The organism is Agrococcus sediminis (assembly GCF_007923295.1).
In the GTDB taxonomy this organism is placed as follows: domain Bacteria; phylum Actinomycetota; class Actinomycetes; order Actinomycetales; family Microbacteriaceae; genus Agrococcus; species Agrococcus sediminis.
Genome location: NZ_VOIR01000001.1, coordinates 17,315 through 39,557, shown reverse-complemented (window position 1 = coordinate 39,557; position 22,243 = coordinate 17,315). Strand labels below are relative to the sequence as shown.

Genomic DNA, 22,243 nt, shown 5'->3' with positions numbered 1-22,243 from the left:
CGGATGGCGCATGGCCCGGGCCGACGGGGTGTCAGCGCAGGTCGAGCTCCGCGAGCGCCTCGCGCACGCGCATCCGCCCCTCCTCGCCGAGGCCGCGGAGGGGGAGCGGCAGGCTGCCCGGGTGCGCGAGGCCCAGCTCCTCGGCGATCGCGGCCACCACGCGATTGCTGCCGTGCGCGGCGAAGAGGTCCCAGATCGGCTGCAGGCGCGCCGACTCGGCCTCCGCCTCGTCGCGCTCGCCCGCCTGCGCGGCGCGGGTGATGCGCAGCGCGGGGGCGGGGAGCGTGCCGGCGATGACGGAGTACCAGGCGTCGCAGCCGCCGTTCAGGGCGCGCGCGGCGAAGGCGTCGCCGGAGATGCCGATCGTCACATGCTCGGGCACGACGTCGCGGAGCTGCGCCACGCGCTGCTCGGCCGTCACGCCCGCCGGCAGCCCGGGGATCTTGATCGACGCGACCCCGGGCAGCGCGGCGATGCGGCCGTAGAGCGCGTCGGTGAAGGTGAAGTGCGTGGTGCCGGGGTTGTCGTACACGACGAGCGGCACGGGCAGGTGCTCGAGCACATCGGCGTAGAAGCCGTACGCGTCGTCATCCGTGAGCGCCTGGTAGGTGAGGGGCGCGAGCAGCACGGCACGCGCTCCCGCGTCGACCGCGTCGCGGGCGAAGGCGATCGCGTGCGAGGTGCGGAGCGCCCCGATGCCGGCGATGACCGGGGTGCCGCCGGCGGCCTCGACCGCCGCGCCGACGACGCGCTGCCGCTCGTCGCGGTCGAGGTAGGCGTAGGAGCCTGTCGAGCCGAGCGCGGTGACGGAGTCGACGCCGCTCTCGGCCAGCATCGCCACGATGCGGCCGAACGCGTCGAGGTCGAGGCGGTCGTCGCGCAGCGGTGTGAGGGGGAAGGCGCTCAGGCCGGTGAACATCGTGGGTCCTCGCTTCGTCGGGCTCTCCAGGATGCCCGCTTCAGACGAGCCGCTCGACCGTCAAGCCGGACGCGAGGTAGCTCGCCGCGGAGTACCGCGAGGGCGCGACGAGCACGACGGATGCGGCGGCCCGCGCGGTGGGGAAGTCGTCGAACGAGTCGGTCCAGAAGCGTCGCCGCTCGACGTCGATCCCGGCCTCCCGCAGCGCCGCGAGCTTGCCCTCGCCGCGGATGTGCCGGTCGAAGACCGGGCCGGTCTCGGTGAAGCGGAGGGTGGATGCGAGGAGCAGGTCGTGCTCGACGCCGGCGGCTGCGAGGAACGCGGCTGCGAGGCGGTGCTCGGAGCCGGTGGCGACGACGATGTGCGCGCCGGCGCGGCGCCCTTCAGCCGCCACCTCGACCATCGAGGCGCGTGCGGCGACGCGACCGAGCCGCGTGCCGACGTCGTGGGCGAGCGCGTCGTACATCGGCTCAGTGACGCCGCGGAGCAGGCTTCGGGCGACCTCGCGGGAGGCGGCGGCGTGGCGCGGCACGTCGTGGCCGGCGCGCACCCAGCGCACGAGGACGGGCGCGCTGCGCACGCCCACGAACGGCGATCGCCGCGCGGCCGCGACGAGCAGGGTGGCGAACGTGTCGCGCGTGGAGAGCACGCCGTCGAGGTCGAGCACGACGTCGGTCACAGTGTCGGTCACTCGGTCACGCCATCTTCTTCACCTTGACGCGCACCCGCATGCCGCCAGTGGGGCGAGGCGTGACCTCGAAGCGCTCTGTCGCTCGCAGCAGCTCGGAGAGCTTGGCGTAGCCCCAGTTGCGCGAGTCGAAGTCGGGCTGCTGCTTGCGCATCAGCTGGCCGACGGCGGAGAGATCGGCCCAGCCGTCCTCGCCGGACGCGGTGGATACGGAGGACCTCAAGCCGTTGAACAGCTTGCCGTCACCGCGCAGCTGCGGAGCAGGTACTGCCTTCGGCGCCGGTGCCGGGTCCTCGGCCGCGGGTGCCTCCAGCACGTCGAGGTACGTGAACTGATCGCAGGCGTTGCGGAAGGCCTCGGGGGTCTTGCGCTCGCCGAATCCATAGACCGTCACGCCCGCCTCGCGGATGCGAGCGGCGAGCCGCGTGAAGTCTGAATCGGAGGAGACGATGCAGAACCCGTGGAAGCGGCCCGTATAGAGCAGATCCATCGCGTCGATGATCAGCGCGCTGTCTGTCGCGTTCTTGCCGGTCGTGTAGGCGAACTGCTGCATCGGCTGCACGATGTGGTCGTTCGCCGCCTGCTTCCAGCCGCTGAGCTGCGTCGTGGTCCAATCGCCGTACGCACGCTTGACGGACGCGGTGCCGAAGCGCGCCACCTCGGCCAGCACAGCGCCCATCTTTGAAGCGGGGACGTTGTCGGCGTCGACGAGGACGGCCAGGAGGTCGTTGGGCTGCGCCGTGGGGACAGCATGGCAGTCGTGCGCTGGCTCGCCGTGCCGCGCCGCGCGCCTCACTCCTCGATCGCGCCGCCCACCTCGCGCAGGTGCTCGCGGAAGCCGATGCCGCGCTCGCGGCGGGCGTCGAGATAGTCGCCGAACCGCACCTGCTCGCGCAGGCTCGTGCCGGCCGCCATCGCCGCAGCCTGCCGCCGCTCGGTGTCGCGGATCGCGGCCGCCGCTTCCGCCACGCGCTCGGCGTCGGCGAGCGGCACGAGGATGACGCCGTCGTCATCGGCGAGCACGAGGTCGTCGCGCGTCACGCGGTGCTCGCCGCATCGCGCGACGGCGAGCGCGTCGGCGGGCTGCGTCGCGACATCCGCCGGACCGCTCGGCGAGGTGCCGAGGCTCCACACGGGCAGGCCGATCTCGCGCAGCTCCGGGGTGTCGCGGTGCAGCCCCCAGATCACGATGCCGCCGAGGCCCGCCATGCGCGCCTCGAGCGCGACGAGGTCGCCGAAGCAGGCGCGGTCGAGGCGCCCGCCGTCGTCGACGACGAGCACGTCGCCCTCGCCGGCCGCGTCGAGCGCCTCGAGGAAGACGTCGACGCTGCCCACGTGCTGCGCGGGCAGCGCCCGGCCGACGGCGCGCGTGCCGGGCAGCGCCGGTCGCAGCCCGCTCGGGCCGCAGCGCACCTCCACGCCGAGCCGCATGCAGGCATCCGCCACGTGGGGCGTCGAGAGGTCGCGGTAGGTGCGCAGCTCGTGCATGGATCCTCCAGTCGGGCGCGGGCGGGTCTGCCCATCACGATCATCGCCGCTCGGCGCATCCGCGTCACCTGCTGGCTGAGGACCCGTGACAGGATGTGCCGGCGGCGCAGGCAGCGCCGCAGGAGAGGCACGGATGTCGCGCACGATCGTCATCACCGGTGCGAGCGACGGCATCGGCGCCGCCGCGGCGCGGAAGCTCCACGCGCTGGGAGAGCAGGTGGTGGTCGTCGGCCGCTCGCCGGAGCGCACCGCCGCGGTCGCCGCCGAGCTCGGCGCGCCGCACTTCGTCGCCGACTTCGCCGAGCTCGCGCAGGTGCGCCGCCTCGCCGACGAGCTGCTGCAGCGCTTCCCCGAGATCCACGTGCTCGCGAACAACGCCGGCGGCATCATGGGCGAGCGCTCGCTCACCGTCGACGGCTACGAGCGCACCTTCCAGGTCAACCACCTCGCGCCGTTCCTCCTCACCACGTTGCTGCTCCCGGCGCTGACCGCGGGGCGCGCGACCGTGATCCAGACGGCGAGCCAGGCCGCTCGCGTCTTCGCGCGCTTCGACATCGACGACCTGCAGAACGCGCGCGGGTACCGCGCCGATCGTGCCTACGGCAACGGCAAGCTCGCGAACATCCTCTTCACCCGCGAGCTGCAGCGCCGCTACGGCGACGAGGGCATCGCGGCCGTCTCGTTCCACCCGGGCATCGTCGCGACGAGCTTCGCGAGCGACACGAACCACGTCATGCGGTGGATCTACCACACGCCGCTCAGGCGGCTCTTCACGATCTCTGCCGAGCGGGCCGCCGACGACCTCGTCTGGCTCGCCCAGGGCACGCCGGGCACCACGTTCGTGCCGGGCGAGTACTACGACGCCCGCCGCATCGCGACGCAGGTCAACCCCGACTCGGTCGACCCGGTGCTCGCCGAGCAGCTGTGGGAGCGCTCGGCCGCGATGGTCTGAGCGGGCGCCGGCGGCGGAGCGCGCCGACCGGCCACGCCGACCGACCGGCGCCCGACGGCGTCACCAGAAGCGGATGCATCCGCGATCCGCCGCGAGCAGCGGAGAGATCGTCCGCGATCCGTGACGGATCCGCTGCTGGTGACCGCAGCGCCGCGCGAAGGCCCGCCCGCTACCTGCGAGGATCGAGCCATGCGCGCCCTGGTCCTCGACGACATCCGCTCGACCCCGGTCGTCCGCGACGTGCCGACGCCGGTCGCCCCGCCCGGCGGCGTCGTCGTGCAGGTGCTCGCGACCGGGCTCTGCCGCAGCGACTGGCACGCGTGGGCCGGCCACGACGAGATCGCCTTCCCGCACGTGCCGGGGCACGAGCTCGCGGGCGTCGTGAGCCAGGTCGGCGAGGGCGTGCGCCGCTGGCAGGTCGGTGACCGCGTGACGGTGCCCTTCGTGTGCGGCTGCGGCACGTGCGAGTGGTGCCTGGGCGGCGACGCGCAGGTGTGCCCCGACCAGCAGCAGCCCGGCTTCACGCACTGGGGCTCGTTCGCCGAGCAGGTGGCGCTGCACGCCGCCGACGCCAACCTCGTCGCCATCCCCGACGGCGTCGGCTTCGCGACCGCGGCGAGCCTCGGCTGCCGCTTCGCGACCGCCTACCGCGCCCTCGCGGGCCGCGCGCGCGTCGCCGCAGGGGAGTGGGTCGCCGTCGTCGGCGCGGGCGGCGTGGGCCTCAGCGCCGTCATGATCGCCCGCGCGCTCGGCGCCCGGGCCATCGCGATCGATCGCAACCCGGCGGCGCTCGAGCTGGCGATGCGGCTCGGCGCTGAGCACGCGATCCTCGCCGACGGCCGTGACATCCCGGCCGAGGTGGCCGCGATCACCGGCGGCGGCAGCCACGTGGCGGTCGACGCCGTCGGCAGCGAGCAGACGGCGTCGGATGCGGTGCTGAGCCTGCGCAGGCGCGGCCGGCACGTGCAGATCGGCCTGCTCCCGCCGGTCGACGGGCATCCGCGCGTGCCCATGTCGCGCGTGATCGCGTGGGAGCTCGACCTGCTCGGCAGCCACGGCATGGCCGCGGCCGACTACCCGGGCATGCTCGCGCTCATCGCCTCGGGCGCGCTGCAGCCGCAGCTGCTCGTCGAGCGCACGGTCGGGCTCGAGGAGGCGGCGGCGCTCCTGCCCGGCTTCGACCGCTCGACCGCAGCGGGGATCACGATGATCGATCCGCGGCTGTCGGCCGCCGGCGGGGCGGCGACCGGCGCGCGCTGACCCGCGTCAGCCGACCTGCGTCAGCTGAGCACCGCCCAGCCTCGGGCCGCGAGCCGCACGACCTCGCCCTCGACGTCGCCCGCACCGGCCTCGACCGCGGTCGCGTCGGCGCACGGCAGCTCGACCGGCTCGTCGCCGAGGTTGAGCGCCGTGACGACCCGGTCGTCGTGCGTGCCGGTGCGCAGCACGATCGAGGCGTTCTCGACGTGCAGCACGTCGGTGTGGGCGCGGTGCAGCCAAGGGTGGCGGCGCCGCAGCGCGAGCAGCGCCCCGTGCGCGTCGTAGACGGCCGCGGCGGCAGGCTCCAGCGAGTCGGGCGCGGGCGGCGCCTCCGGGAACTCGGGCCGCACCGCGTCGTCGCCGCCGATGCGCTCCTCCTTCTCCCCGACCCATCCGTACTCGTCGCCGGCGTACACCGACGGCGTGCCCGCGACGGTGCAGAGCACCGCGACAGCGTGCGGCACGAGGTCGACGCCGACCGCCGAGGCGATGCGCGTGACGTCGTGGTTGCCGACGAAGGTGCTCGGCGCCGAGTCGGCGAGCAGGGCGTTGTGGCGCTCGAGCGCGTGGGCGAGCTCGAAGCAGTTGCCGTCGGCGAAGCCGTGCCAGATGCCCTGCCACAGCTCGTACTGCGTGAGCGAGTCCATCGTCGACTCGCGCACGATCGCGGCGGCGTCGCCGTGGATCACCTCGCCCATCACGTACGCATTTGGGAACCGCTCACGCACCCGCGGCAGCACCTTCGCCCAGAACGCCGGCGGCACGGCGTAGGCCGCGTCGAGGCGCCACGCGTCGATGCCGCGCTCGAGCCAGTGCGTCATGACCTCGACGACCAGGTCGACCACCGCATCCGACCCGTGGTCGAGCGCGACGAGCTGGTCGTGCCCCTCGAAGACGTCGGCGCGCACCGCGTCGCCCGGCGACCACCCCTCCCAGTCGACGCGGAAGAGGCCGGCGGTCGGCGCATCCGGCCCCTCCTGCTCGAGGGCGCGGAACGCCGGGTGCTCGCGGCCGACGTGGTTGAAGACGCCGTCGAGCATCACGCGGATGCCGCGCTCGCGGCACGCGTCGATGAGCCGCTGGAGGTCGGCCTCGTCGCCGAGCCTCGGGTCGACGCGCAGGTGGTCGACGGTGTCGTAGCCGTGCGTCGACGACGCGAAGACCGGCCCGAGCTGCAGTCCGTTGAGGCCCAGCTCGAGCAGGTGGTCGAGCCACGCCTCGATGCGGCCGAGCCGGTGCTCGACGGCGTCGGCCGCGGGCGTCTCGTCGGGCCGGATGGGCGCGCCGACGAAGCCGAGCGGGTAGACGTGCCACCACATGACGTGCTCGACCCATGCAGGCTCCTCATGGGCCTGCACGGAGTCGGATGCGCCGCCGGGAGCGGCGTCGTCGGTGGTCGGATGCGTCGGGTCGGTCATGCCTCCATCCTGCCGGTCGTCGGCGGGGAACGGGCCGGATCGCCTCTTCCGCTCGAGCGATGAGCGATATATCGTTGAGTATCGCCGACACTCGCCGGCGCGAGGAGGTCATCATGCATGGATCGTTCGCAGGCGGCGGCTTCGACCGCGGCTTCAACGCAGGGCCCGGCTCCCACATGTGGGAGGCGATGGAGCAGCTGCGCACCGCGTTCGACAAGCGCGGCGGCACGCGCATGGGGCGCGGCGACGTGCGCGCGGCGGTGCTCGCGCTGCTCGCCGAGCGCCCGATGCACGGCTACCAGATCATCCAGGAGATCGAGGAGCGCAGCGGCGGCGCCTGGAAGCCGAGCCCCGGCTCCGTCTACCCGACGCTCCAGCTGCTCGCCGACGAGGGGCTCATCACCGCGCACGAGGCCGACGGGCGCAAGACCTACTCGCTGACCGAGGGCGGCCGCGCGGTCGCCGACGAGTCGGCCGAGCGGGCGGCGCCCTGGATGGCGACGGGCGAGCGCGACGGCCGCGGCTTCTCGGCGCTGCCGAAGGCCGGGTTCGACCTCGCGCAGGCGGCCGCGCAGGTGGGCCGCACCGGCAGCCCCGAGCAGGTGCAGCAGGCGGTGACCGTGCTCGAAGAGGCGCGTCGTAGGCTCTACTCGATCCTCGCTCAGGACTGAGCGGCGTGCCGCCGGCGCGTCGGGATCGAGGAGAGACGATGCCCGACGTCGGAGCCACGCGCGCCCGCTACCGCCGCATCCTGCGCTTCGCCGCCCGCCACCTCGTGAGCATGTGGTGGTTCGAGATCGTGCTGCCCCGCTTCGGGATGGCCCGGCTCGCCGCGCGCGGCCGGAGCGCCCGGCTCACGCGCCTCGCCCGCCGCTTCCACGCGCTCGCCGTCGACCTGGGCGGCCTCATGATCAAGGTCGGCCAGTTCATGTCGTCGCGGCTCGACGTGCTGCCGCCCGAGATCACCCGCGAGCTCGAGGGCCTGCAGGACGAGGCGCCGCCCGTGCCGTTCGGGCCCATCCGCGACGCGATCGAGCAGGAGCTCGGCATGCCGCTCGAGCGCGCCTACGCCTCGATCGAGGCGGAGCCGCTCGCGGCCGCCTCGCTCGGGCAGGCGCACCGGGCGATGCTCACCGCGCAGGACGCGGCCGACCTCGGCAGCGTCGAGGCGGTCGTGAAGGTGCAGCGGCCCGGCATCCAGGCGATCGTCGACGTCGACATCGCGGCGCTCCGCCGCGTCGGCGGGTGGATGAGCCGGGTGCGGCTGGTCTCGGACCGCGTCGACATGCCGGCGCTCGTCGAGGAGTTCGCGCAGACGAGCCTCGAGGAGATCGACTACCTCCACGAGGCGGCGAACGCCGAGCGCTTCGCGGCCGACTTCGCCGACGACCTGCGCGTCGCGGTGCCGCAGGTGGTGTGGGAGCGCACCACCCGCCGCGTGCTGACCCTCGCCGACGTCACGGCGATCAAGCTCACCGACCTCGACGGGCTGCGCGCCGCCGGCATCGACCCCTCCGAGGTCGCGCATGCGTTCGCCGCGGTCATGTTCGACCAGCTGTTCGTCAATGGCTTCTTCCACGCCGACCCGCACCCGGGCAACCTCTTCGTGACGCCCGTCGAGCGCGGTGCGGGCGGGGGAGCGGATGCGCCGTGGCGGCTGACGTTCATCGACTTCGGGATGATGGGCGAGGTGCCCGCGAGCACGCGCCGCGGGCTGCGCACGCTGCTGATCGCAGCCGCCGCGCGCGACGGACGGGGGCTCGTGGAGGCGATCCGCGAGGTCGGAGCGCTGCTGCCGTCGGCCGACACGGCCGAGCTCGAGCGCGCCATGACGGGCGCCTTCGCCCGCTTCGGGGGCATGGGCTTCGCTGAGCTGCGCGAGGTCGACCCGCGCGAGTTCCGCGAGTTCGCGCTCGAGTTCGAGGAGCTCATGCGGTCGCTGCCGTTCCAGCTGCCCGAGCACTTCCTGCTCATCATCCGCGCCATGTCGCTCACCTCGGGCGTCTGCAGCTCGCTCGACCCGCAGTTCAACCTGTGGGACGCCGTCGAGCCCTACGCGGGTCGGCTGCTGCGCGACGAGCGCGGCGGCATCGCACGCGCCGCGGTCGACGAGGCGGTGTCGCTCGCGCGCCTCGCAGTGGGACTGCCGCGGCGCTTCGACACGCTCGCGACGCGGCTCGAGGAGGGCAGGCTCGCGGTGTCATCGCCTGCGCTCGAGCGCCGCGTCGCGCGGCTCGAGCGCACCGCGGCGCGCGTCGTCTCGGCGGTGCTCTTCGCGGGGCTGCTCGTCGCGGGTGCGCTCGTGCGCCCGGACGACGAGGGGTTCGGCACGGCGCTCATGGTCGCCTCCGTCGTGCCGCTGCTGCACGCAGTGCTCGCGGGGTTCGGGGGCCGACGGCGCGACTGAGGGGCTCGCGCTGCGCGGGCGGGGTGCTCAGGGCAGCGCGTGCCCCGGCTGCAGCTCCTGCCGGCTCTGCCGCGTCGGGCGGAACTCCTGGATCTCGACGAGCGCGGGCGGCGCCGCGACCCCGGGCCCGCCGGCGTTCACCCACTCGACGATGTCGTCGGTGACGGCGTCGTCGAGCACCTCGCCGATCCAGACCGGTGTGGCGCCCGCCTCGGCGCCCGCGTCGCCCGGCATCACGACGACGACGTTCGAGCGCTCGCACGCGTCGAGGCACTTGCTCGGCACGACGTCGGCCCCGTCGATGCGCGAGCGGAGCGCCTGCAGCTGCGCCGTGTGGTCGACGCCGGGGTGCTTGCGACGGCTGCCGCAGTCGCCGCCGCGGCAGACGACGACCGTGACGCGCTCGGGCTCGCCCGTCGTGGGCTCGGTGCGCTGCGCGCGGCGCTTCGCCATGCTCTCCTCCGTCATCGCCCGCGGCCGGTCGCGGGCGAGGGGCCAGTCTGCCGGATGCCTCGGGCTCCTGCGCGCAGGCACCCGGCACTCGCGGGTCGCGGCACGGTGACGTCGGGCGTCGGCCTCAGCGGCGGTGGCGGCGCTGCGCGCGGCGGCGGCGCTCGGGCGCAGGCGGCAGCCCGGCGTCGACGAGCCAGGCGTCGAGCAGCACGTCGACCGGTCGCTCGGCGAAGGCGCCGACGAGCTCGCGGAAGGCGTCCGTGGTGCCCGCCCCGGTGGGGTGCAGCAGGCTGCAGGCCTGCAGCAGCTCGAAGAAGCGCACGTCGCCGAGCTCGATGCGCAGCGCGTGCAGCAGCAGCGCGCCGCGGCCGGCGCGAGGGTCGGCGGGTGCGCCCTCGGGCTCGGGCGCGTCGCGCGCCTCGCCGGCCGACCGCCCGGCCAGCCGTGCGTGCTCGGCCGCGGCCAGCGCATCCGTCGTCATGTCGCCCGCGGCCTCGCACCACAGCCACGTCGCGTAGCGCGCGAGCGCGGGCACGAGCCAGGCATCACGCGCGTCGGCGCCCTCTGTGCCGCGCGCGAACCACTGGCGCGCGATGGCGTCGGCGAGCACGCCGTCGCAGCTGCCCGACCCGTCGATGCTGTCGCTGGGCAGCACGGCCACACCCGGCGATGCCGGCACGCGCACCGGATCGTCGGCGATCACCAGCGCGCAGCCGTCGAACGGATGCGGCCCCAGGCGCTCGACGAAGCACGCGAGCATCGCCGGCACGCGGGCGAGATCGGCGAGCGCGCGCTGCTGGAGCGCTGCGGGGAAGAGCGCCGTCACCGGCACGGGCCCTCGCGTCCGGCACCGCAGGTAGCGGCCGGGCGCCGGCCGAGGATCGTCGAGGGGGAGCGGATGCGCCGGGTCGCGGGCGGGCGCGTCGGCGACCGGCGGTGCCGTCCTCGTCTCGCTCATCGATGCTCCCGTGCGCGCGTCGACGACGCCGCGGCGCCGTCGAGGTCACGTTATCGCGCGGCCCCGACGGCGTGCCGGCGTGTCGGTCAGGGGAGCACGTTGCGGTCGGCCGCGGCCGCCGCGCTGACGCGCCCCTCCTCGCCGGGCTTGAGCGCCACGATCTGGCCGGTGCGCGTGAACTCCTCCTGCACCTCCTCGTCGTGGCGGTGCGTCGCGAGGCTCACGACGATCGCGACGACGAGGTTGAGGATGAAGCCGGGCACGATCTCGTAGAGGCTGAAGATGCCGATCTCGGTGGCCTGCTCGATCGCGTCCCAGATGAAGACGGTCGCGGCGCCCACGATCATGCCGGCGAGCGCGCCCCAGTTGGTGAGCTTGCGCCAGAAGAGCGTGAGCAGCACGACGGGGCCGAACGCGGCGCCGAAGCCGGCCCACGCGAAGCCCACGAGGCCGAGGATCGTGTCGGAGGGCGTGATCGCGAGCAGCGCCGCGATGGTCGCGACGGCGAGCACGCACGAGCGGCCGAGGATGGCGAGCAGGCGCTGCGACGGCGGGTTCTTCGCGAAGACCTGGAAGAGGTCCTCGACGAGCGCCGACGAGCAGACGATCAGCTGGCTCGAGAGGGTCGACATGATCGCGGCGAGCACGGCGGCCAGCACGAGGCCGGCGACGAACGGGTGCAGCAGCGCCTGCGACATGGCGAGCACGATCGTCTCGGGGTTGTCGAGCGGGAGGCCCGACTGCTGCACGAAGGCGATGCCCACGAAGCCCGAGACGACGGCGCCGATGAGCGAGATGACCATCCAGCCGATGCCGATGCGGCGCGCGGGCTTCGCCGCGGCGACCGAGCGCAGTGCCATGAAGCGCACGATGATGTGCGGCTGGCCGACGTATCCGAGGCCCCACGCGAGCGACGAGATGATGCCGAGCACGACCATCCCGTCGACGTCGGCGGGGATGAGGCCCGTGAGCTGCGCGCCCGAGTCGGCGATGCCGTCCTGCACCCCCTGCAGGCCTCCGACGGTGAAGAACGCGATGACGGGGATGATGATGAGCGCCAGGAACATCATCGCGCCCTGCACCATGTCGGTCAGCGAGGCGCCGAGGAAGCCGCCGAAGAGCGTGTAGGCGAGCGTCACGCCGCTGACGAGCAGCATGCCCCAGATGTAGTCGGCGCCGAAGGTCGACTCGAAGAAGACGCCGCCGGCGACCATGCCGGAGGAGACGTAGAAGGTGAAGAAGATCAGGATGATCGAGCCCGAGACGATGCGCAGGGCGCGCGAGCGGTCGCGCAGGCGGTTCTCGAAGAAGCTCGGGATCGTGATCGAGTTGCGCGCCACCTCGGTGTAGGCGCGCAGGCGCGGCGCCACGAACTTCCAGTTGAGGTAGGCGCCGATCGTCAGGCCGATGGCGATCCACGCCTCGATCAGGCCTGCGGCGAAGATGGCGCCCGGGAGGCCCATGAGCAGCCAGCCGGACATGTCGGAGGCGCCGGCGGAGAGCGCGGCGGTCGCCGGGTGCAGGTCTCGCCCGGCGAGCATGTAGTCCTCGTGGCTCTTCGTCTTCCGCGCCGCGTAGACGCCGATCGCGATCATCGCCGCGAAGTAGAGCCCGATCGCGAGCAGCTGGAAAGTGATGTCCGACATGGTCGACTCCTCGTCCGGTCGCCCACCAGGGTACTCACGGCTGCGTCACAGGGGAGGGGGACAAAACGGCGCGGGCGCTGACGACGAGGGCCTGGCGGGGATGCTATGTGTCGTGTCAGTGGCCCGTGGTGGGATGCGTGCATGGACGACGAGGCCCGGCTCGACATGGCGACGATCGCGCTGGTGCGATCGGGGCGGCTGGTCGATCCGCTGGGCCGCACCGCCGACGAGCTCGAGGACGCGTTCCGCGTCGAGCAGCTCGCCGAGCGCGGGTTCCGCACGCTCGCAGTGCCGGCCGGTCGGACGCCTGAGGCGACGGTGCGGCTGCTCGATGCGCAGCTGCTCGAGCCGCCGCTGGATCCCGCGCTCGAGCGGCTCGCCGCCGACGACGAGTTCGCCGCGCGCATGCGCGTGCTCGAGACGCGGTCGGCGCGCATCGAGGGTGAGCGGCGCGCCTTGATGGCGGCGCATCTGCAGCGCGTGCTCGACGTCGAGGGCGACTCGGCGCTCGCCGTGCGCGAGCTCGCCTCGCTCGCGGCAGTGGAGCTCGGCGTCTCGACGCGCGGCATGGAGCGCCGCATCACCGAGGCCTGGCAGACGGTCACCGAGCTGCCGGCCGCGCACGACGCGGCGGCGGAGGGCCGCATCACGGTGAGCCACCTGCGGGTGATCGAGGGGGAGACGCGCGCGCTGCGGCTCGACCCGGAGGTCGCCGCCGACGAGCGCGACCGCGTGGTCGCCGAGCTCGTCGCTGTCGCGCAGCGCTCGAGCCCCGGGCAGCTCCGCAGTCGTGCGAAGCGAGTGGTCGATGCGGTGCTCGCGGCCCCGCTGCAGCAGCGGCACGACGTCGCGCGGGAGCGTCGCGGGGTCGAGGTCTTCGACGTCGGCGACGGCATGTGCGACGTCGTGGCGCGGGTGCCCGCCGTGCTCGCCGCAGGGATCCTCGACCGGCTGAGCCAGGCGGCGCGCGGCAAGCCGAAGGACGATCCGCGGTCGTTCGACCAGTTCCGTGCCGACGCCCTCTGCGAGCTGCTGCTCGGCGGCGCGGTGCCCGACGACCTGCACGGCACGAGCATGCTGACGGCGCACGTGTCGGTGCTGATCCCCGCGACCGAGCTGCTCGGCGACGGCGAGCACGGCGCGGCCGCCGGCCCCGCACTGAGCTTCCCCGCGTCGCTCGACGGCCGCACGCTCGTCGACCGCAGCACCGCGCGGTGGCTCGCCGGCGGCTCCGCCGTGTGGGAGCGCCTCTTCACCGACCCGGTCAGCGGCGTCGCCGTCACTGTCGACACCTATCGGCCGAGCGCTGGGCAGCGGCGCTGGCTGCAGGCGCGCGACGGCGGCTGCACGTTCCCCGGCTGCGCCTGCGGCAGCCGGCGCGCCGATCTCGACCACACGCTCGACTGGGCGAAGGGCGGCACGACGAGCATCGACAACCTCGCGACGCTCTGCCGCAGCGACCACGTGCTGAAGCACGGCTCGCGGTGGTCGATGCGGCAGCTCGCGCACGGCGAGATCGAGTGGACCACGCCGATCGGGGAGGTCGTCACGACGGCGCCGCAGCGCGTCGGTCCGACCTTCGCCGAACTGCGGCCGCCCGATCCGCCGCGTGGCTCCGAGCCCGATGCCGACGGGCCGTCCGTGCATGCGCCGCCGGGCGCGCAGGACTCGGTCGACTGGGTGACGCGAGGCCCCCGCCGGTCGTTCGCCGAGGCGTTCCCGCCCGGCTACCTCGACGAGCTGCTCGGCCCGGAGCGCAGTGCGCGACGACCCGGTGTGTGACGAAGCGTGACCGCCGCGGTTCCGGCTCCTCCGGCTGGCCGCATAGCGTGCCGATGACGACCTCAGGAGGCACGACATGACCCGCATCGACGTCACCCACGCCGGCAGCCTGCCGCGCACGCCCGAGCTGCTCGCCGCCAACGCCGCCCGCACCCTCGCCGACGACGGCCTGACCCTCGAGCGCACGCCCGAGTTCGAGGCGCTGCTCGCCGACGCCGTCGGCGACCTCGTGCGCCGCCAGCAGGAGCTCGGCATCACGATCGTCGGCGACGGCGAGTACGGCAAGGCCATGTCGTCGGCGCTCGACTACGGCGCGTGGTGGAGCTACGTCTTCCAGCGCGTCGAGGGCCTCGAGGTCACCGGCGAGGACATCTTCTCGGAGCCGCCGGTGCGCAGCGCGCCCGGCGACGTGCGGCTCACGTCGTTCCCCGACCGCCGCGACTGGGTGCGCTTCAAGGACGCCTACCTCGACCCCGACGACCCGCTGCTGAAGTCGACGCCCGCGACCGCGTTCCCCGCCACGACCGGTGCGCTTCGCTACACCGGCCACGAGGCCATCGCGACCGACATCGCGAACCTCCGGTCGGGTCTCGCCGCCACGGGCGCCGAGCAGGGCTTCCTCACCGCGCTGTCGCCCGGCTCGGCCGCGCGCATCGCCGACCGCCACTACGGCAGCGACGAGGAGCACATCTGGGCGTGGGCCGACGTGCTGCGCGAGGAGTACCGCGCCATCGTCGATGCCGGCCTCATCGTGCAGATCGACGACCCCTCGCTCGCCGAGAACTGGGACCAGATCAACCCCGAGCCGACGATCGAGGACTACCTCGACTTCACGCGCATCCGCATCGACGCGCTGAACCACGCCATCCGCGGACTGCCCGAGGAGCAGGTGCGCCTGCACATCTGCTGGGGCTCGTGGCACGGGCCGCACACGACCGACGTGCCCTTCGGCGACATCGCCCCGCTCGTGCTCGAGGCGAATGCCGGCACCTACTCGTTCGAGGCGGCGAACGCGCGCCACGAGCACGAGTGGCGCGTGTGGGAGCGCGTCGAGCTGCCCGAGGGCAAGCGCATCGCTCCCGGCGTCATCGGCCACGCCACCAACGTCGTCGAGCACCCCGAGCTCGTCGCCGACCGCATCGAGCGCTTCGCGCGGCTGGTCGGGCCGGAGCGCGTCATCGCGTCGACTGACTGCGGACTGGGCGGACGCATCCACCCCGACATCGCCGTCGCCAAGCTCGAGTCGCTCGGGCAGGGCGCGCGCCTCGCCGAGCAGCGGCTCGGCGCCGCCGTCTCGATCGTCTGACGTCCGACGACATGCCCGCAGCGGGCGCGACGGCAGCATGCACTGCCGCCGCGCGCGCTGCGCACGTCGGGGCGCACTCGCCCCGGGCGTGCCGGGTCAGTCGGCCGAGGCGTCGACCGGGTGCCCCGAGTCGTCGAGCACGAACGTGACCTCGAGCGTGACCTGCCACGAGGTGATCGCGCCGTCCCGGATGTTGACGACGTGGTCCTTGACCCAAGCGCCCTCGACGCCGCGCAGCGTCTCGCTGGCCCGCGCGATGCCCTGCTTGACGGCGTCCTCGAAGCTCACGTCCGAGCGCGAGCTGATGGTGGTGATGCGTGCGACAGATGCCATGGCGAATCCTCCTTGACCGCGATGCGAGGGATCTCCTCGTCCCCCAGCCAAGCGCTCCTGACCGCCGAGCGGAACCCCCGAGCGCCGATCCGCCGGCTCAGCGCAGCACGACGGTGCGGTCGCCGACGCGCACCTCGACCTCGAAGCCGTCGGCCTCCGCCGGCACCACGGCGACCGCATCCGGCCCGACGCCGGTCTCGACGCCCAGCGCGGCGAGGCGTGCCTCCTCCTCGCCCGGCGACCGCGCCAGCCGACGGAGCCCGACGAGCTCGAGGACCGGGATGTCGCCCAGTCCCGGGTGCGGCGTCGAGCCCCAGTCGATGAGGAACGGCGGCTGCCGCTCATCGACGGGCCGCGCGAGCCGCCACGCGAGCTCGCCGCCGTCCGGCGTGCGGCGTGAGAGCGGCTCGACGTCCTTGATCGCGACGTCTGCAGCGCGCGCCCCGGCCACGGCGGCGTCGAGGTCGGTGGGGCGGATGGCCCAGCTCGCCACCGCGGGCGCATCGAGCCGCGCGATGCCGAACGCGGCGGTCTCGTCGGCGGACCTCCCGGAGGCCGGGTCGGGCCCGATCACCTCCAGGTACTGCCGCACGCGCTCGCCGCCGCGGGTGAACGCGATCAGCGCGTTCGCGGTGCCGGTCGGATGCGCCCCGCCCGGGGCCGCGCGCACCCCGGTGGCGCGCTCGACGAGCTCGACGGCCTGGGCGAGGTCGGGGCCGGCCAGCACGACGTGGTCGAGGAGCGCAGGCACGCCCATCACACGACCTCCGGCTCGCCGAGCGACAGCATCAGGCGGTTCGCCCAGTTGAAGAACGCCGCACCGCTGATCTGGTCGACGATGCCCGCGTCGCCGATGCCCGCCGCCCGGAGGCGCTCCACGTGCCCCGCCCCGAAGCCCGAGGGGGTCGCGGTGAGCGCCGCCGAGGCATCCGCGATCGCGTCCCAGCGCTCGTCGACCCGGGCGCCGACGCCCTCGTCGAGGAGCCGCTGCACGTCGTCCCCGCGGCCCGAGAGCCTCGAGGCGGCACGGGCGTGCACGGAGGCGCAGAAGACGCAGCCGTTCACCCGCGACGCGGCCGCGGCCGAGAGCTCGCGCTCCCAGCGCGGCAGGCCGCCCTCCTCGTTGCCGAAGATGTCGAGGTCGGTGAGGGTGCGGGCGCGCAGGGCCTCGGGGTCGCGCGCGAGCAGCCGGAAGTACGGGCTCGTCGACCGCGACGCCTCGACGAGCGCGTGCCGCTGCACGTCGGTGAGCTCGCCCTCCGGCACCGGCGGGAGCCACGGCACCCAGCCGAGCCCTCGCTGCGTGAAGCGCTCCGGGCGCCGCAGCGCCTCGTGCTCGATGATGGCGGTCATGCGCGGGCCTCCTGGAGGTCGGATGCGGCGGGCTCGGCAGGTGCCGCGGGCGCGGCGGCGAGTGCGCGGAGCCCGTGCACGAGCCGCAACTGGAAGGCGAGGAACGCCACGAGCTGGCTGAGCGAGACGATCGCGTCGGCCTCCCAGCCGGCGTCGACGAGCGCGCGCAGCGACTCGGGGCGAGCGTCGCGCGGGTGCAGCACGAGCAGGTGCGCGTGCTCAAGGGCCGCCGCGAGCGGCGCCGGGATGGCCCTGCGGTCGACGGCTGCGGCGGGGCCGTCGACGGCCTCGCCGCGCAGGTCGGGCTCGCGGTAGCCGCCGTAGGGCCCGGAGGCGCGCCCCGCGTCGGCCGCGTCGGCGACCGCGGCGACGAGGGCCGGGTCCGCCTCGTCCGCGAGCAGCTCGAGGTAGAACGCCGACGCGCGCGAGCGCTCCGGCGACGGGTCGTGCAGGATCGCCGCGTAGGCGGCGATCGCGTAGCGGTCGGCGAGGCCGAGCGCGCCCGGTGCCGCCGGCTCGAGCAGCGCGAGGAAGCTCTGCTGCGCGTGCTCGCGCGCGTCGGGCCGCGCGCGCCGGATCTCGTCGAGCCGCGACCCGGCGGGGATCTCGGCGAGGTGGTCGATGACGTCGTCATGCGACATGGCGGTGCTCCTGCTCCTGCTCGTGGGTGCGCCCGGCGTTCCAGCCGAGCGCGGGGGCGACCTCGCGGGCGAACAGCTCGAGCGACCGCGCGGTGATCTCGTGGTGGGGGTCGACCGAGTGCGCCTGGATCGACACCTCGGTCGCGCCGACCGCGACAGCGTCGGCGGCGAGCGACTCGGCGACCTCGGTCGCGGTGCCCAGGTGCGTCTCGCTGCGCACGAGCAGCTCGTCGAGCGTGAGCGAGCCGGGCGCGACGCCCTGCAGCTGCGCGAGCTGCCGCGTCAGGCCCGCCTCGGCGTGCGCGCGCACCGCGCGGCGCTCGGTGGCGTCGACGACGACGACGCTGCGGGAGGCGAGGATGCGCGGCTGCACGCCCGCGGGCAGGGCGTCGAGGTAGGCGTCGACGACGGGCCGCTGCACGTCCCACACGCGCGGTGGCAGGGCCGCGTCGGGCAGGCCGGCGGGCGGCGGCTGCAGCCGCGAGAGCATCAGCCCGTCGCCCTGCGCGCCGATCGCGCGGGCGCCCTCGACCGAGAACGTGGCCTGCCAGATGCGGTCGGTCAGCGTGGCCGCCCGCGGCTCGATCGTGACGTCGGCGGTGCCGCCCAGCAGCGAGCGCACGCGCACGAGCTTCGCGTCGTAGACGGCCCGGCGGTGCGCGGGGTCCTCGCCGAAGGCGCTGAGCGTCGCGGGGCTGCCGCCGGTGCCGAGCCCGAGCTCGAAGCGGCCGCCGGCGATCGTGTCGAGCACCGCGGCGTCCTCGGCGGTGCGCGTCGGCTGCTCGTGCGCGAGCGTGAGGATCGCGGTGCCGAGCCGGATGCGCCGGGTGCGGGCGGCGGCCGCGGCGAGCAGCACGAACGGCGACGGCAGGCCGCCCTCGTCGCGGTCGAGGTGGTGCTGCGCGACCCAGGCGGTGCGGTAGCCGAGCCGCTCGGCGAGCTCGATCTGGTCGAGCGCGATGCGGTAGCGCTCGGCGGCCGGGGCATCGTCGAGGATGCGCGTGAAGAATCCGATCTCTGGGGCCATCAGGCCACCTCCTGGGCTGTGCGGACGGGCTGGGCGGTGCGGACGGGCTGCGCGGTGCGGACGGATGGGCCGGGCGCGGTTGCGCGGTCCGGCTGCGCGGCGCGCAGCCACTCGGGCGCCGACACGGCCTCGAGCAGCGCGCGCGTGTAGTCGTGCTGCGGCGCCGTCAGCACCTGCTCGGCGCTGCCGGTCTCGACGGCCTCGCCGCGGCGCAGCACCGTCGTCGTGTCGGCGATGCGGCGCACGACCGCGAGGTCGTGGGTGATGAACAGGTACGTGAGGCCGAGGTCGCGCTGCAGCGCCTCGAGCAGGTCGAGGATCTGCGACTGCACCGTCACGTCGAGCGCCGACACCGCCTCGTCGAGCACCACCACCTCGGGCTCGATGATGAGCGCGCGCGCGATCGCGACGCGCTGCCGCTGCCCGCCCGAGAGCTCGCGCGGCAGCCGGCCGGCGACGTCTGCGGGCAGGGCCACCTGGTCGAGCGCCGTGGCGACGCGGCGGGCGAGCTCCGCCCGGCCGCCGGGGCCAGTGCCGCGCAGGCCACCCTCCTCCGGACGCCAGTTGCGCAGCGGCTCGCCGATGGTCTGCGCGATCGTGCGGCGCGGGTCGAGCGAGGCGTACGGGTTCTGGGAGACGAGCTGCACGAGCCGGCGGATGCCCCGGTCGCGCCGGTCGGCGACGACGTCGCGGCCGCCGATCCGGATCGCGCCGGCCGTCGGCGCGTGGAGCGCGGCGACAGCGCGGCCGATCGTGGTCTTGCCCGAGCCGGACTCGCCGACGAGCGCGTGCGTCGTGCCGCGCTCGATGCCGAAGGTCACGGCGTCGACGGCGCGGAACGCATCCGCGCCCCGCCCGTACTCGTGGACGAGGCCGGCGACCTCGACGAGCGGCGCCGCAGGAGCGCGCGCGGGACGCGGCGCGAGGTCGGCGAGCGCGGGCGCGTCGGCGAGCAGCTCGCGCGTGTACGCGCTCGCCGGCTGCTGCAGCACGGCGCGCGTGGCGCCCGCCTCCTCGAGCGCGCCGCCGCGCAGCACCGCGATGCGGTCTGCGCGCTCGGCCGCCACCGCGAGGTCGTGCGTGATGAGCAGCACGCTCGAGCCGAGCTCCGCGCGCAGCTCGTCGAGCAGGTCGAGGATGCGGCGCTGGACGGTGACGTCGAGGGCGCTCGTGGGCTCGTCGGCGATGATCAGCTCGGGCTCGAGAGCGATGGCCGCGGCGATGAGCGCCCGCTGCCGCATGCCGCCCGAGAGCTCGTGCGGGTACTGGCCCGCGCGCCGCTCGGGATCGTCGAGCCCGACGCGGTCGAGCAGCTCGACGACGCGGCGGCGGATGCGGTCGCGGCCGCCGAGGCCCGCGCTCGCGCCCGCGTGGATGCGCAGCGGTGCGGCGACCGAGGCGCCGATGGTCTGCACGGGGTTCAGCGACGTGCCCGGGTCCTGCGACACGAGCGCGATCCGACGGCCGCGCAGCTCGCGCACCGCCCGCGGCGGCAGCTGGGCCAGGTCGACCGGACGACCGGCGAGCCGCAGCTCGATCGACCCCGCGTCGACGCGGCCGCCCTCCGGCAGCAGCCCGATGATCGACTGGCCGATGGTGGTCTTGCCCGAGCCCGACTCGCCGACGAGCGCGAGCACCTCGCCGCGGCCGAGCTCGAGCGAGACGCCCTCGACGGCGGTGCGGCGGCCGTGGAGGCCGCGGCCGTGCCGGGTGCGGTAGGAGACGGCGAGGCCGTCGATGCGCAGCAGCGGCTCGGTCATGCGGTTGCCTCCCTGATGGCGGCCGCGATCCGGTTCGCGGCGAGGACGACGGCGGCGACCACGACGCCGGGCAGCGTCGTGAGCCACCAGGCGCTCGCGACGTAGTCGCGGCTCTCGGCGATGAGCAGGCCCCACTCGGGCGTGGGCGGCGGTGCGCCGTAGCCGAGGAAGCCGAGGGTCGAGATCTGGAGGATGGCGCTGCCGAACTGGAGCGCGGCGAGCGCGAGCACCGCCCCGAGCGAGTTCGGCAGCACGTGGCGGCCGAGCACGGCGAGGAAGGTGCCGCCCGAGCCGAAGGCCGCCTCGACATAGTCGCTGCGGCGGACGCGCACGACCTGGGAGCGCGAGAGGCGGGCGAAGACGGCGATCGAGGTGACGCCGACGGCGATCGCGGCGTTCGTGACGCCGAAGCCGAGCAGCACGATCACGCTCAGCGCGAGCAGCAGGCCGGGGATCGCGAGCAGCACGTCGACCACCCGCATGAGGCCCTCCTCGACGAGGCCGCCGATGGAGCCGGCGAGCACCCCGACCGCGGTGCCGGCGAGGAGGCCGACGAGCACCGCGATCGCGGCGCCGGAGAGCGAGTTGCCGGCGCCGAAGATGACGCGGGCGAGCAGGTCGCGGCCGGTCGCGTCGTTGCCGAACGGGTGCGCGGCGCTCGGCGCCTGCAGGGCGTCGGCCGCGACGCCGGCGAGGGGGTCCTGGCTCGTGAACAGCCACGGCAGGAACGCCCAGGCGAGCGCGATCGCGAGCACGGCGATCGAGACGACGAGGGTCGCGCGCGGCTTCGGCCGCGCGGCGGGCTCGTCGCGGCGGGGGAGCAGGAGGCTCGTGACGGCGCTCATGCCCGCACCTCCTTCCTGAGGCGCGGATCGATCGCCGGAGCGAGCAGGTCGACGGCGAGGTTGATGACGACGAAGGCGACGGCCGAGATGACGACCACGGCCTGCAGCACGGGGATGTCGCGGGTGGCGACGGCATCGGCGGTGAGGCGGCCGAGCCCCGAGCGGGCGAAGACCGTCTCGGTGACGACGGCGCCCGCGATCAGCTCGCCGAAGAGCACGCCGGCGATGGTGAGGGTCGGCAGCAGCGCGTTCCGGGCCACCTCCCTGCCGAGCAGCCAGGCCGGGCCGGCCCCGCGCGCTCGGGCGACGATGACGAACGGCTCCGCGAGCGTGTCGTCGATCGCGCGGATGAGCACCTGCGCGAGCGGGGCAGCGATCGGGATCGCGATGGTGACGACCGGGAGCACGAGCGCCTCTGCCGGGCTCGCGTTGATGACGGGGATGAGCCCGAGCCGGAAGGAGACCACCTGCAGCAGCACGATGCCGATCCAGAACACCGGGATGGAGACGAACAGCGGCGGCAGCGAGCGGAACGCCCGGCGCAGCCACTCGGTGCCCGCGAAGGTCGCGGCGGCGGCGATGCCGACCGCGAGCACCGCCGCGAGCGCGAAGCCGAGGCCCGCGAGCGCGAGCGTCGGCGGCAGCGAGGCGGCGATGAGGGTCGAGACCTCCGCGCCGCTCTGCAGCGAGGTGCCGAGGTCGCCGGTCAGGAAGCCCCCCGCCGACAGGCCCAGCTGCACCCACCACGGCTGGTCGGCGCCGTAGGCGACGCGGAGGGCCTCGAGCTGCTCGGGGGTGAGGCCAAGCTCGGGGCTCGCGTACCGGGCGACGATCGCGTCGCCCGGCAGCGCGTGCAGCAGGAGGAAGGCGAGCACGAACGTCGCGACGACCACGAGGAGGGCCTGCCCGACGCGGCGGAGCGCGAACCGGGCGGTCGGCGGCGCGGCGGGGCGCCAGCGGGGCGGAGCTGCCTCCGGTGCGGGTCGGATCACGACGCTCATGCTCGC

The 22,243-nt window shown here is 74.6% G+C and carries 22 protein-coding genes; 6 read left to right on the top strand and 16 right to left on the bottom strand.

Translation table 11 applies throughout. The features are described 5' to 3' along the window. Nucleotides 1–31 precede the first annotated feature (31 nt). The 4 genes from FQ330_RS00195 to FQ330_RS00180 are packed head-to-tail and all read right to left on the bottom strand — an operon-like array spanning nucleotide 32 to nucleotide 3,095. The gene (locus FQ330_RS00195; protein ID WP_146354235.1) at nucleotides 32–919 is read right to left on the bottom strand and encodes a dihydrodipicolinate synthase family protein; all 888 of its coding nucleotides are present in this window, start codon (nucleotides 917–919) and stop codon (nucleotides 32–34) included. Between the two features lie 40 nt (nucleotides 920–959). Beyond that, nucleotides 960–1,610, bottom strand: a complete 651-nt coding sequence (locus tag FQ330_RS00190; protein ID WP_146354233.1) for a haloacid dehalogenase-like hydrolase — start codon at nucleotides 1,608–1,610, stop codon at nucleotides 960–962. Between the two features lie 4 nt (nucleotides 1,611–1,614). Then, nucleotides 1,615–2,403, bottom strand: coding sequence for an NYN domain-containing protein (locus FQ330_RS00185; protein ID WP_225792608.1), 789 nt, complete (start codon nucleotides 2,401–2,403; stop codon nucleotides 1,615–1,617). Beyond that, nucleotides 2,400–3,095 (bottom strand): RraA family protein, encoded by a 696-nt coding sequence (locus FQ330_RS00180; RefSeq protein ID WP_146354231.1) that lies wholly within the window; start codon nucleotides 3,093–3,095, stop codon nucleotides 2,400–2,402. The genes FQ330_RS00185 and FQ330_RS00180 overlap by 4 nt, the downstream gene beginning before the upstream one ends. Nucleotides 3,096–3,228: 133 nt before the next feature. Between FQ330_RS00180 and FQ330_RS00175 the strand changes: the two genes are divergently transcribed. Beyond that, the gene (locus FQ330_RS00175) at nucleotides 3,229–4,047 is read left to right on the top strand and encodes an SDR family NAD(P)-dependent oxidoreductase (protein ID WP_146354229.1); all 819 of its coding nucleotides are present in this window, start codon (nucleotides 3,229–3,231) and stop codon (nucleotides 4,045–4,047) included. 189 nt (nucleotides 4,048–4,236) lie between these two features. Continuing rightward, on the top strand, nucleotides 4,237–5,307 hold the full coding sequence (locus FQ330_RS00170) for a zinc-dependent alcohol dehydrogenase family protein (protein ID WP_146354227.1): 1,071 nt from the start codon (nucleotides 4,237–4,239) through the stop codon (nucleotides 5,305–5,307). 20 nt (nucleotides 5,308–5,327) lie between these two features. Here FQ330_RS00170 and FQ330_RS00165 read toward each other — a convergent pair whose 3' ends face one another. Next, a complete protein-coding gene (locus FQ330_RS00165) occupies nucleotides 5,328–6,626 on the bottom strand; it encodes an alpha-amylase family glycosyl hydrolase (protein WP_225792610.1) in 1,299 nt (432 codons plus the stop codon). 212 nt (nucleotides 6,627–6,838) lie between these two features. On the opposite strand from FQ330_RS00165, the gene FQ330_RS00160 reads away from it, so the two are divergent. Beyond that, entirely contained in the window at nucleotides 6,839–7,396 is a 558-nt protein-coding gene (locus tag FQ330_RS00160; RefSeq protein WP_146354222.1) for a PadR family transcriptional regulator, read from the top strand. A 38-nt stretch (nucleotides 7,397–7,434) separates the two neighbouring features. Then, the gene (locus FQ330_RS00155) at nucleotides 7,435–9,132 is read left to right on the top strand and encodes an ABC1 kinase family protein (RefSeq protein ID WP_146354220.1); all 1,698 of its coding nucleotides are present in this window, start codon (nucleotides 7,435–7,437) and stop codon (nucleotides 9,130–9,132) included. 27 nt (nucleotides 9,133–9,159) lie between these two features. On the opposite strand, the gene FQ330_RS00150 is transcribed toward FQ330_RS00155, so the two are convergent. The 3 genes from FQ330_RS00150 to putP all read right to left on the bottom strand — a co-directional run bounded on the left by FQ330_RS00150 (nucleotide 9,160) and on the right by putP (nucleotide 12,189). Beyond that, on the bottom strand, nucleotides 9,160–9,585 hold the full coding sequence (locus FQ330_RS00150; RefSeq protein WP_146354218.1) for a (2Fe-2S) ferredoxin domain-containing protein: 426 nt from the start codon (nucleotides 9,583–9,585) through the stop codon (nucleotides 9,160–9,162). Between the two features lie 124 nt (nucleotides 9,586–9,709). After that, nucleotides 9,710–10,543 (bottom strand): gluzincin family metallopeptidase, encoded by an 834-nt coding sequence (locus tag FQ330_RS00145; protein ID WP_146354216.1) that lies wholly within the window; start codon nucleotides 10,541–10,543, stop codon nucleotides 9,710–9,712. A gap of 86 nt (nucleotides 10,544–10,629) precedes the next feature. Further along, nucleotides 10,630–12,189, bottom strand: coding sequence for a sodium/proline symporter PutP (gene putP, locus FQ330_RS00140; protein WP_146354214.1), 1,560 nt, complete (start codon nucleotides 12,187–12,189; stop codon nucleotides 10,630–10,632). 141 nt (nucleotides 12,190–12,330) lie between these two features. Between putP and FQ330_RS00135 the strand changes: the two genes are divergently transcribed. Further along, nucleotides 12,331–13,971, top strand: coding sequence for an HNH endonuclease signature motif containing protein (locus FQ330_RS00135; RefSeq protein ID WP_192575784.1), 1,641 nt, complete (start codon nucleotides 12,331–12,333; stop codon nucleotides 13,969–13,971). A gap of 76 nt (nucleotides 13,972–14,047) precedes the next feature. Next, on the top strand, nucleotides 14,048–15,277 hold the full coding sequence (locus FQ330_RS00130) for a cobalamin-independent methionine synthase II family protein (RefSeq protein WP_146354210.1): 1,230 nt from the start codon (nucleotides 14,048–14,050) through the stop codon (nucleotides 15,275–15,277). A gap of 96 nt (nucleotides 15,278–15,373) precedes the next feature. On the opposite strand, the gene FQ330_RS00125 is transcribed toward FQ330_RS00130, so the two are convergent. The 8 genes from FQ330_RS00125 to FQ330_RS00090 all read right to left on the bottom strand — a co-directional run bounded on the left by FQ330_RS00125 (nucleotide 15,374) and on the right by FQ330_RS00090 (nucleotide 22,237). After that, nucleotides 15,374–15,610, bottom strand: a complete 237-nt coding sequence (locus tag FQ330_RS00125) for a dodecin family protein (protein ID WP_128189764.1) — start codon at nucleotides 15,608–15,610, stop codon at nucleotides 15,374–15,376. A 97-nt stretch (nucleotides 15,611–15,707) separates the two neighbouring features. After that, the gene (locus FQ330_RS00120) at nucleotides 15,708–16,367 is read right to left on the bottom strand and encodes a VOC family protein (protein WP_128189765.1); all 660 of its coding nucleotides are present in this window, start codon (nucleotides 16,365–16,367) and stop codon (nucleotides 15,708–15,710) included. After that, nucleotides 16,367–16,963 carry an alkylhydroperoxidase domain protein gene (locus tag FQ330_RS00115; protein WP_146354207.1) on the bottom strand — a complete coding sequence of 199 codons (597 nt, stop codon included), beginning with the start codon at nucleotides 16,961–16,963 and terminating at the stop codon, nucleotides 16,367–16,369. The genes FQ330_RS00120 and FQ330_RS00115 overlap by 1 nt, the downstream gene beginning before the upstream one ends. Continuing rightward, on the bottom strand, nucleotides 16,960–17,604 hold the full coding sequence (locus tag FQ330_RS00110) for a CMD domain protein (RefSeq protein ID WP_128189767.1): 645 nt from the start codon (nucleotides 17,602–17,604) through the stop codon (nucleotides 16,960–16,962). The genes FQ330_RS00115 and FQ330_RS00110 overlap by 4 nt, the downstream gene beginning before the upstream one ends. Next, entirely contained in the window at nucleotides 17,594–18,631 is a 1,038-nt protein-coding gene (locus tag FQ330_RS00105; RefSeq protein WP_128189768.1) for an LLM class flavin-dependent oxidoreductase, read from the bottom strand. The genes FQ330_RS00110 and FQ330_RS00105 overlap by 11 nt, the downstream gene beginning before the upstream one ends. Further along, complete coding sequence (locus FQ330_RS00100; protein ID WP_146354206.1) at nucleotides 18,631–20,391, bottom strand: dipeptide ABC transporter ATP-binding protein; 1,761 nt, start codon at nucleotides 20,389–20,391, stop codon at nucleotides 18,631–18,633. The genes FQ330_RS00105 and FQ330_RS00100 overlap by 1 nt, the downstream gene beginning before the upstream one ends. Continuing rightward, nucleotides 20,388–21,236: an ABC transporter permease gene (locus FQ330_RS00095; protein WP_146354203.1), complete on the bottom strand. Its 849-nt coding sequence runs from the start codon at nucleotides 21,234–21,236 to the stop codon at nucleotides 20,388–20,390. The genes FQ330_RS00100 and FQ330_RS00095 overlap by 4 nt, the downstream gene beginning before the upstream one ends. Further along, nucleotides 21,233–22,237: an ABC transporter permease gene (locus FQ330_RS00090; RefSeq protein WP_128190327.1), complete on the bottom strand. Its 1,005-nt coding sequence runs from the start codon at nucleotides 22,235–22,237 to the stop codon at nucleotides 21,233–21,235. Before FQ330_RS00090 ends, FQ330_RS00095 begins: the two co-directional genes overlap by 4 nt. Nucleotides 22,238–22,243: the final 6 nt, after the last annotated feature.

Excerpts from the sequence above, each read along its gene's own strand:
- FQ330_RS00195 (WP_146354235.1), bottom strand. The coding sequence starts at position 919 with ATGTTCACCGGCCTGAGCGCCTTCCCCCTCACACCGCTGCGCGACGAC.
- FQ330_RS00180 (WP_146354231.1), bottom strand. The coding sequence starts at position 3,095 with ATGCACGAGCTGCGCACCTACCGCGACCTCTCGACGCCCCACGTGGCG.
- FQ330_RS00175 (WP_146354229.1), top strand. The coding sequence starts at position 3,229 with ATGTCGCGCACGATCGTCATCACCGGTGCGAGCGACGGCATCGGCGCC.
- FQ330_RS00170 (WP_146354227.1), top strand. The coding sequence starts at position 4,237 with ATGCGCGCCCTGGTCCTCGACGACATCCGCTCGACCCCGGTCGTCCGC.
- FQ330_RS00165 (WP_225792610.1), bottom strand. The coding sequence starts at position 6,626 with ATGTGGTGGCACGTCTACCCGCTCGGCTTCGTCGGCGCGCCCATCCGG.
- FQ330_RS00160 (WP_146354222.1), top strand. The coding sequence starts at position 6,839 with ATGCATGGATCGTTCGCAGGCGGCGGCTTCGACCGCGGCTTCAACGCA.
- FQ330_RS00155 (WP_146354220.1), top strand. The coding sequence starts at position 7,435 with ATGCCCGACGTCGGAGCCACGCGCGCCCGCTACCGCCGCATCCTGCGC.
- FQ330_RS00150 (WP_146354218.1), bottom strand. The coding sequence starts at position 9,585 with ATGGCGAAGCGCCGCGCGCAGCGCACCGAGCCCACGACGGGCGAGCCC.
- FQ330_RS00145 (WP_146354216.1), bottom strand. The coding sequence starts at position 10,543 with ATGAGCGAGACGAGGACGGCACCGCCGGTCGCCGACGCGCCCGCCCGC.
- putP (WP_146354214.1), bottom strand. The coding sequence starts at position 12,189 with ATGTCGGACATCACTTTCCAGCTGCTCGCGATCGGGCTCTACTTCGCG.
- FQ330_RS00135 (WP_192575784.1), top strand. The coding sequence starts at position 12,331 with ATGGACGACGAGGCCCGGCTCGACATGGCGACGATCGCGCTGGTGCGA.
- FQ330_RS00130 (WP_146354210.1), top strand. The coding sequence starts at position 14,048 with ATGACCCGCATCGACGTCACCCACGCCGGCAGCCTGCCGCGCACGCCC.
- FQ330_RS00125 (WP_128189764.1), bottom strand. The coding sequence starts at position 15,610 with ATGGCATCTGTCGCACGCATCACCACCATCAGCTCGCGCTCGGACGTG.
- FQ330_RS00120 (WP_128189765.1), bottom strand. The coding sequence starts at position 16,367 with ATGGGCGTGCCTGCGCTCCTCGACCACGTCGTGCTGGCCGGCCCCGAC.
- FQ330_RS00115 (WP_146354207.1), bottom strand. The coding sequence starts at position 16,963 with ATGACCGCCATCATCGAGCACGAGGCGCTGCGGCGCCCGGAGCGCTTC.
- FQ330_RS00110 (WP_128189767.1), bottom strand. The coding sequence starts at position 17,604 with ATGTCGCATGACGACGTCATCGACCACCTCGCCGAGATCCCCGCCGGG.
- FQ330_RS00105 (WP_128189768.1), bottom strand. The coding sequence starts at position 18,631 with ATGGCCCCAGAGATCGGATTCTTCACGCGCATCCTCGACGATGCCCCG.
- FQ330_RS00100 (WP_146354206.1), bottom strand. The coding sequence starts at position 20,391 with ATGACCGAGCCGCTGCTGCGCATCGACGGCCTCGCCGTCTCCTACCGC.
- FQ330_RS00095 (WP_146354203.1), bottom strand. The coding sequence starts at position 21,236 with ATGAGCGCCGTCACGAGCCTCCTGCTCCCCCGCCGCGACGAGCCCGCC.
- FQ330_RS00090 (WP_128190327.1), bottom strand. The coding sequence starts at position 22,237 with ATGAGCGTCGTGATCCGACCCGCACCGGAGGCAGCTCCGCCCCGCTGG.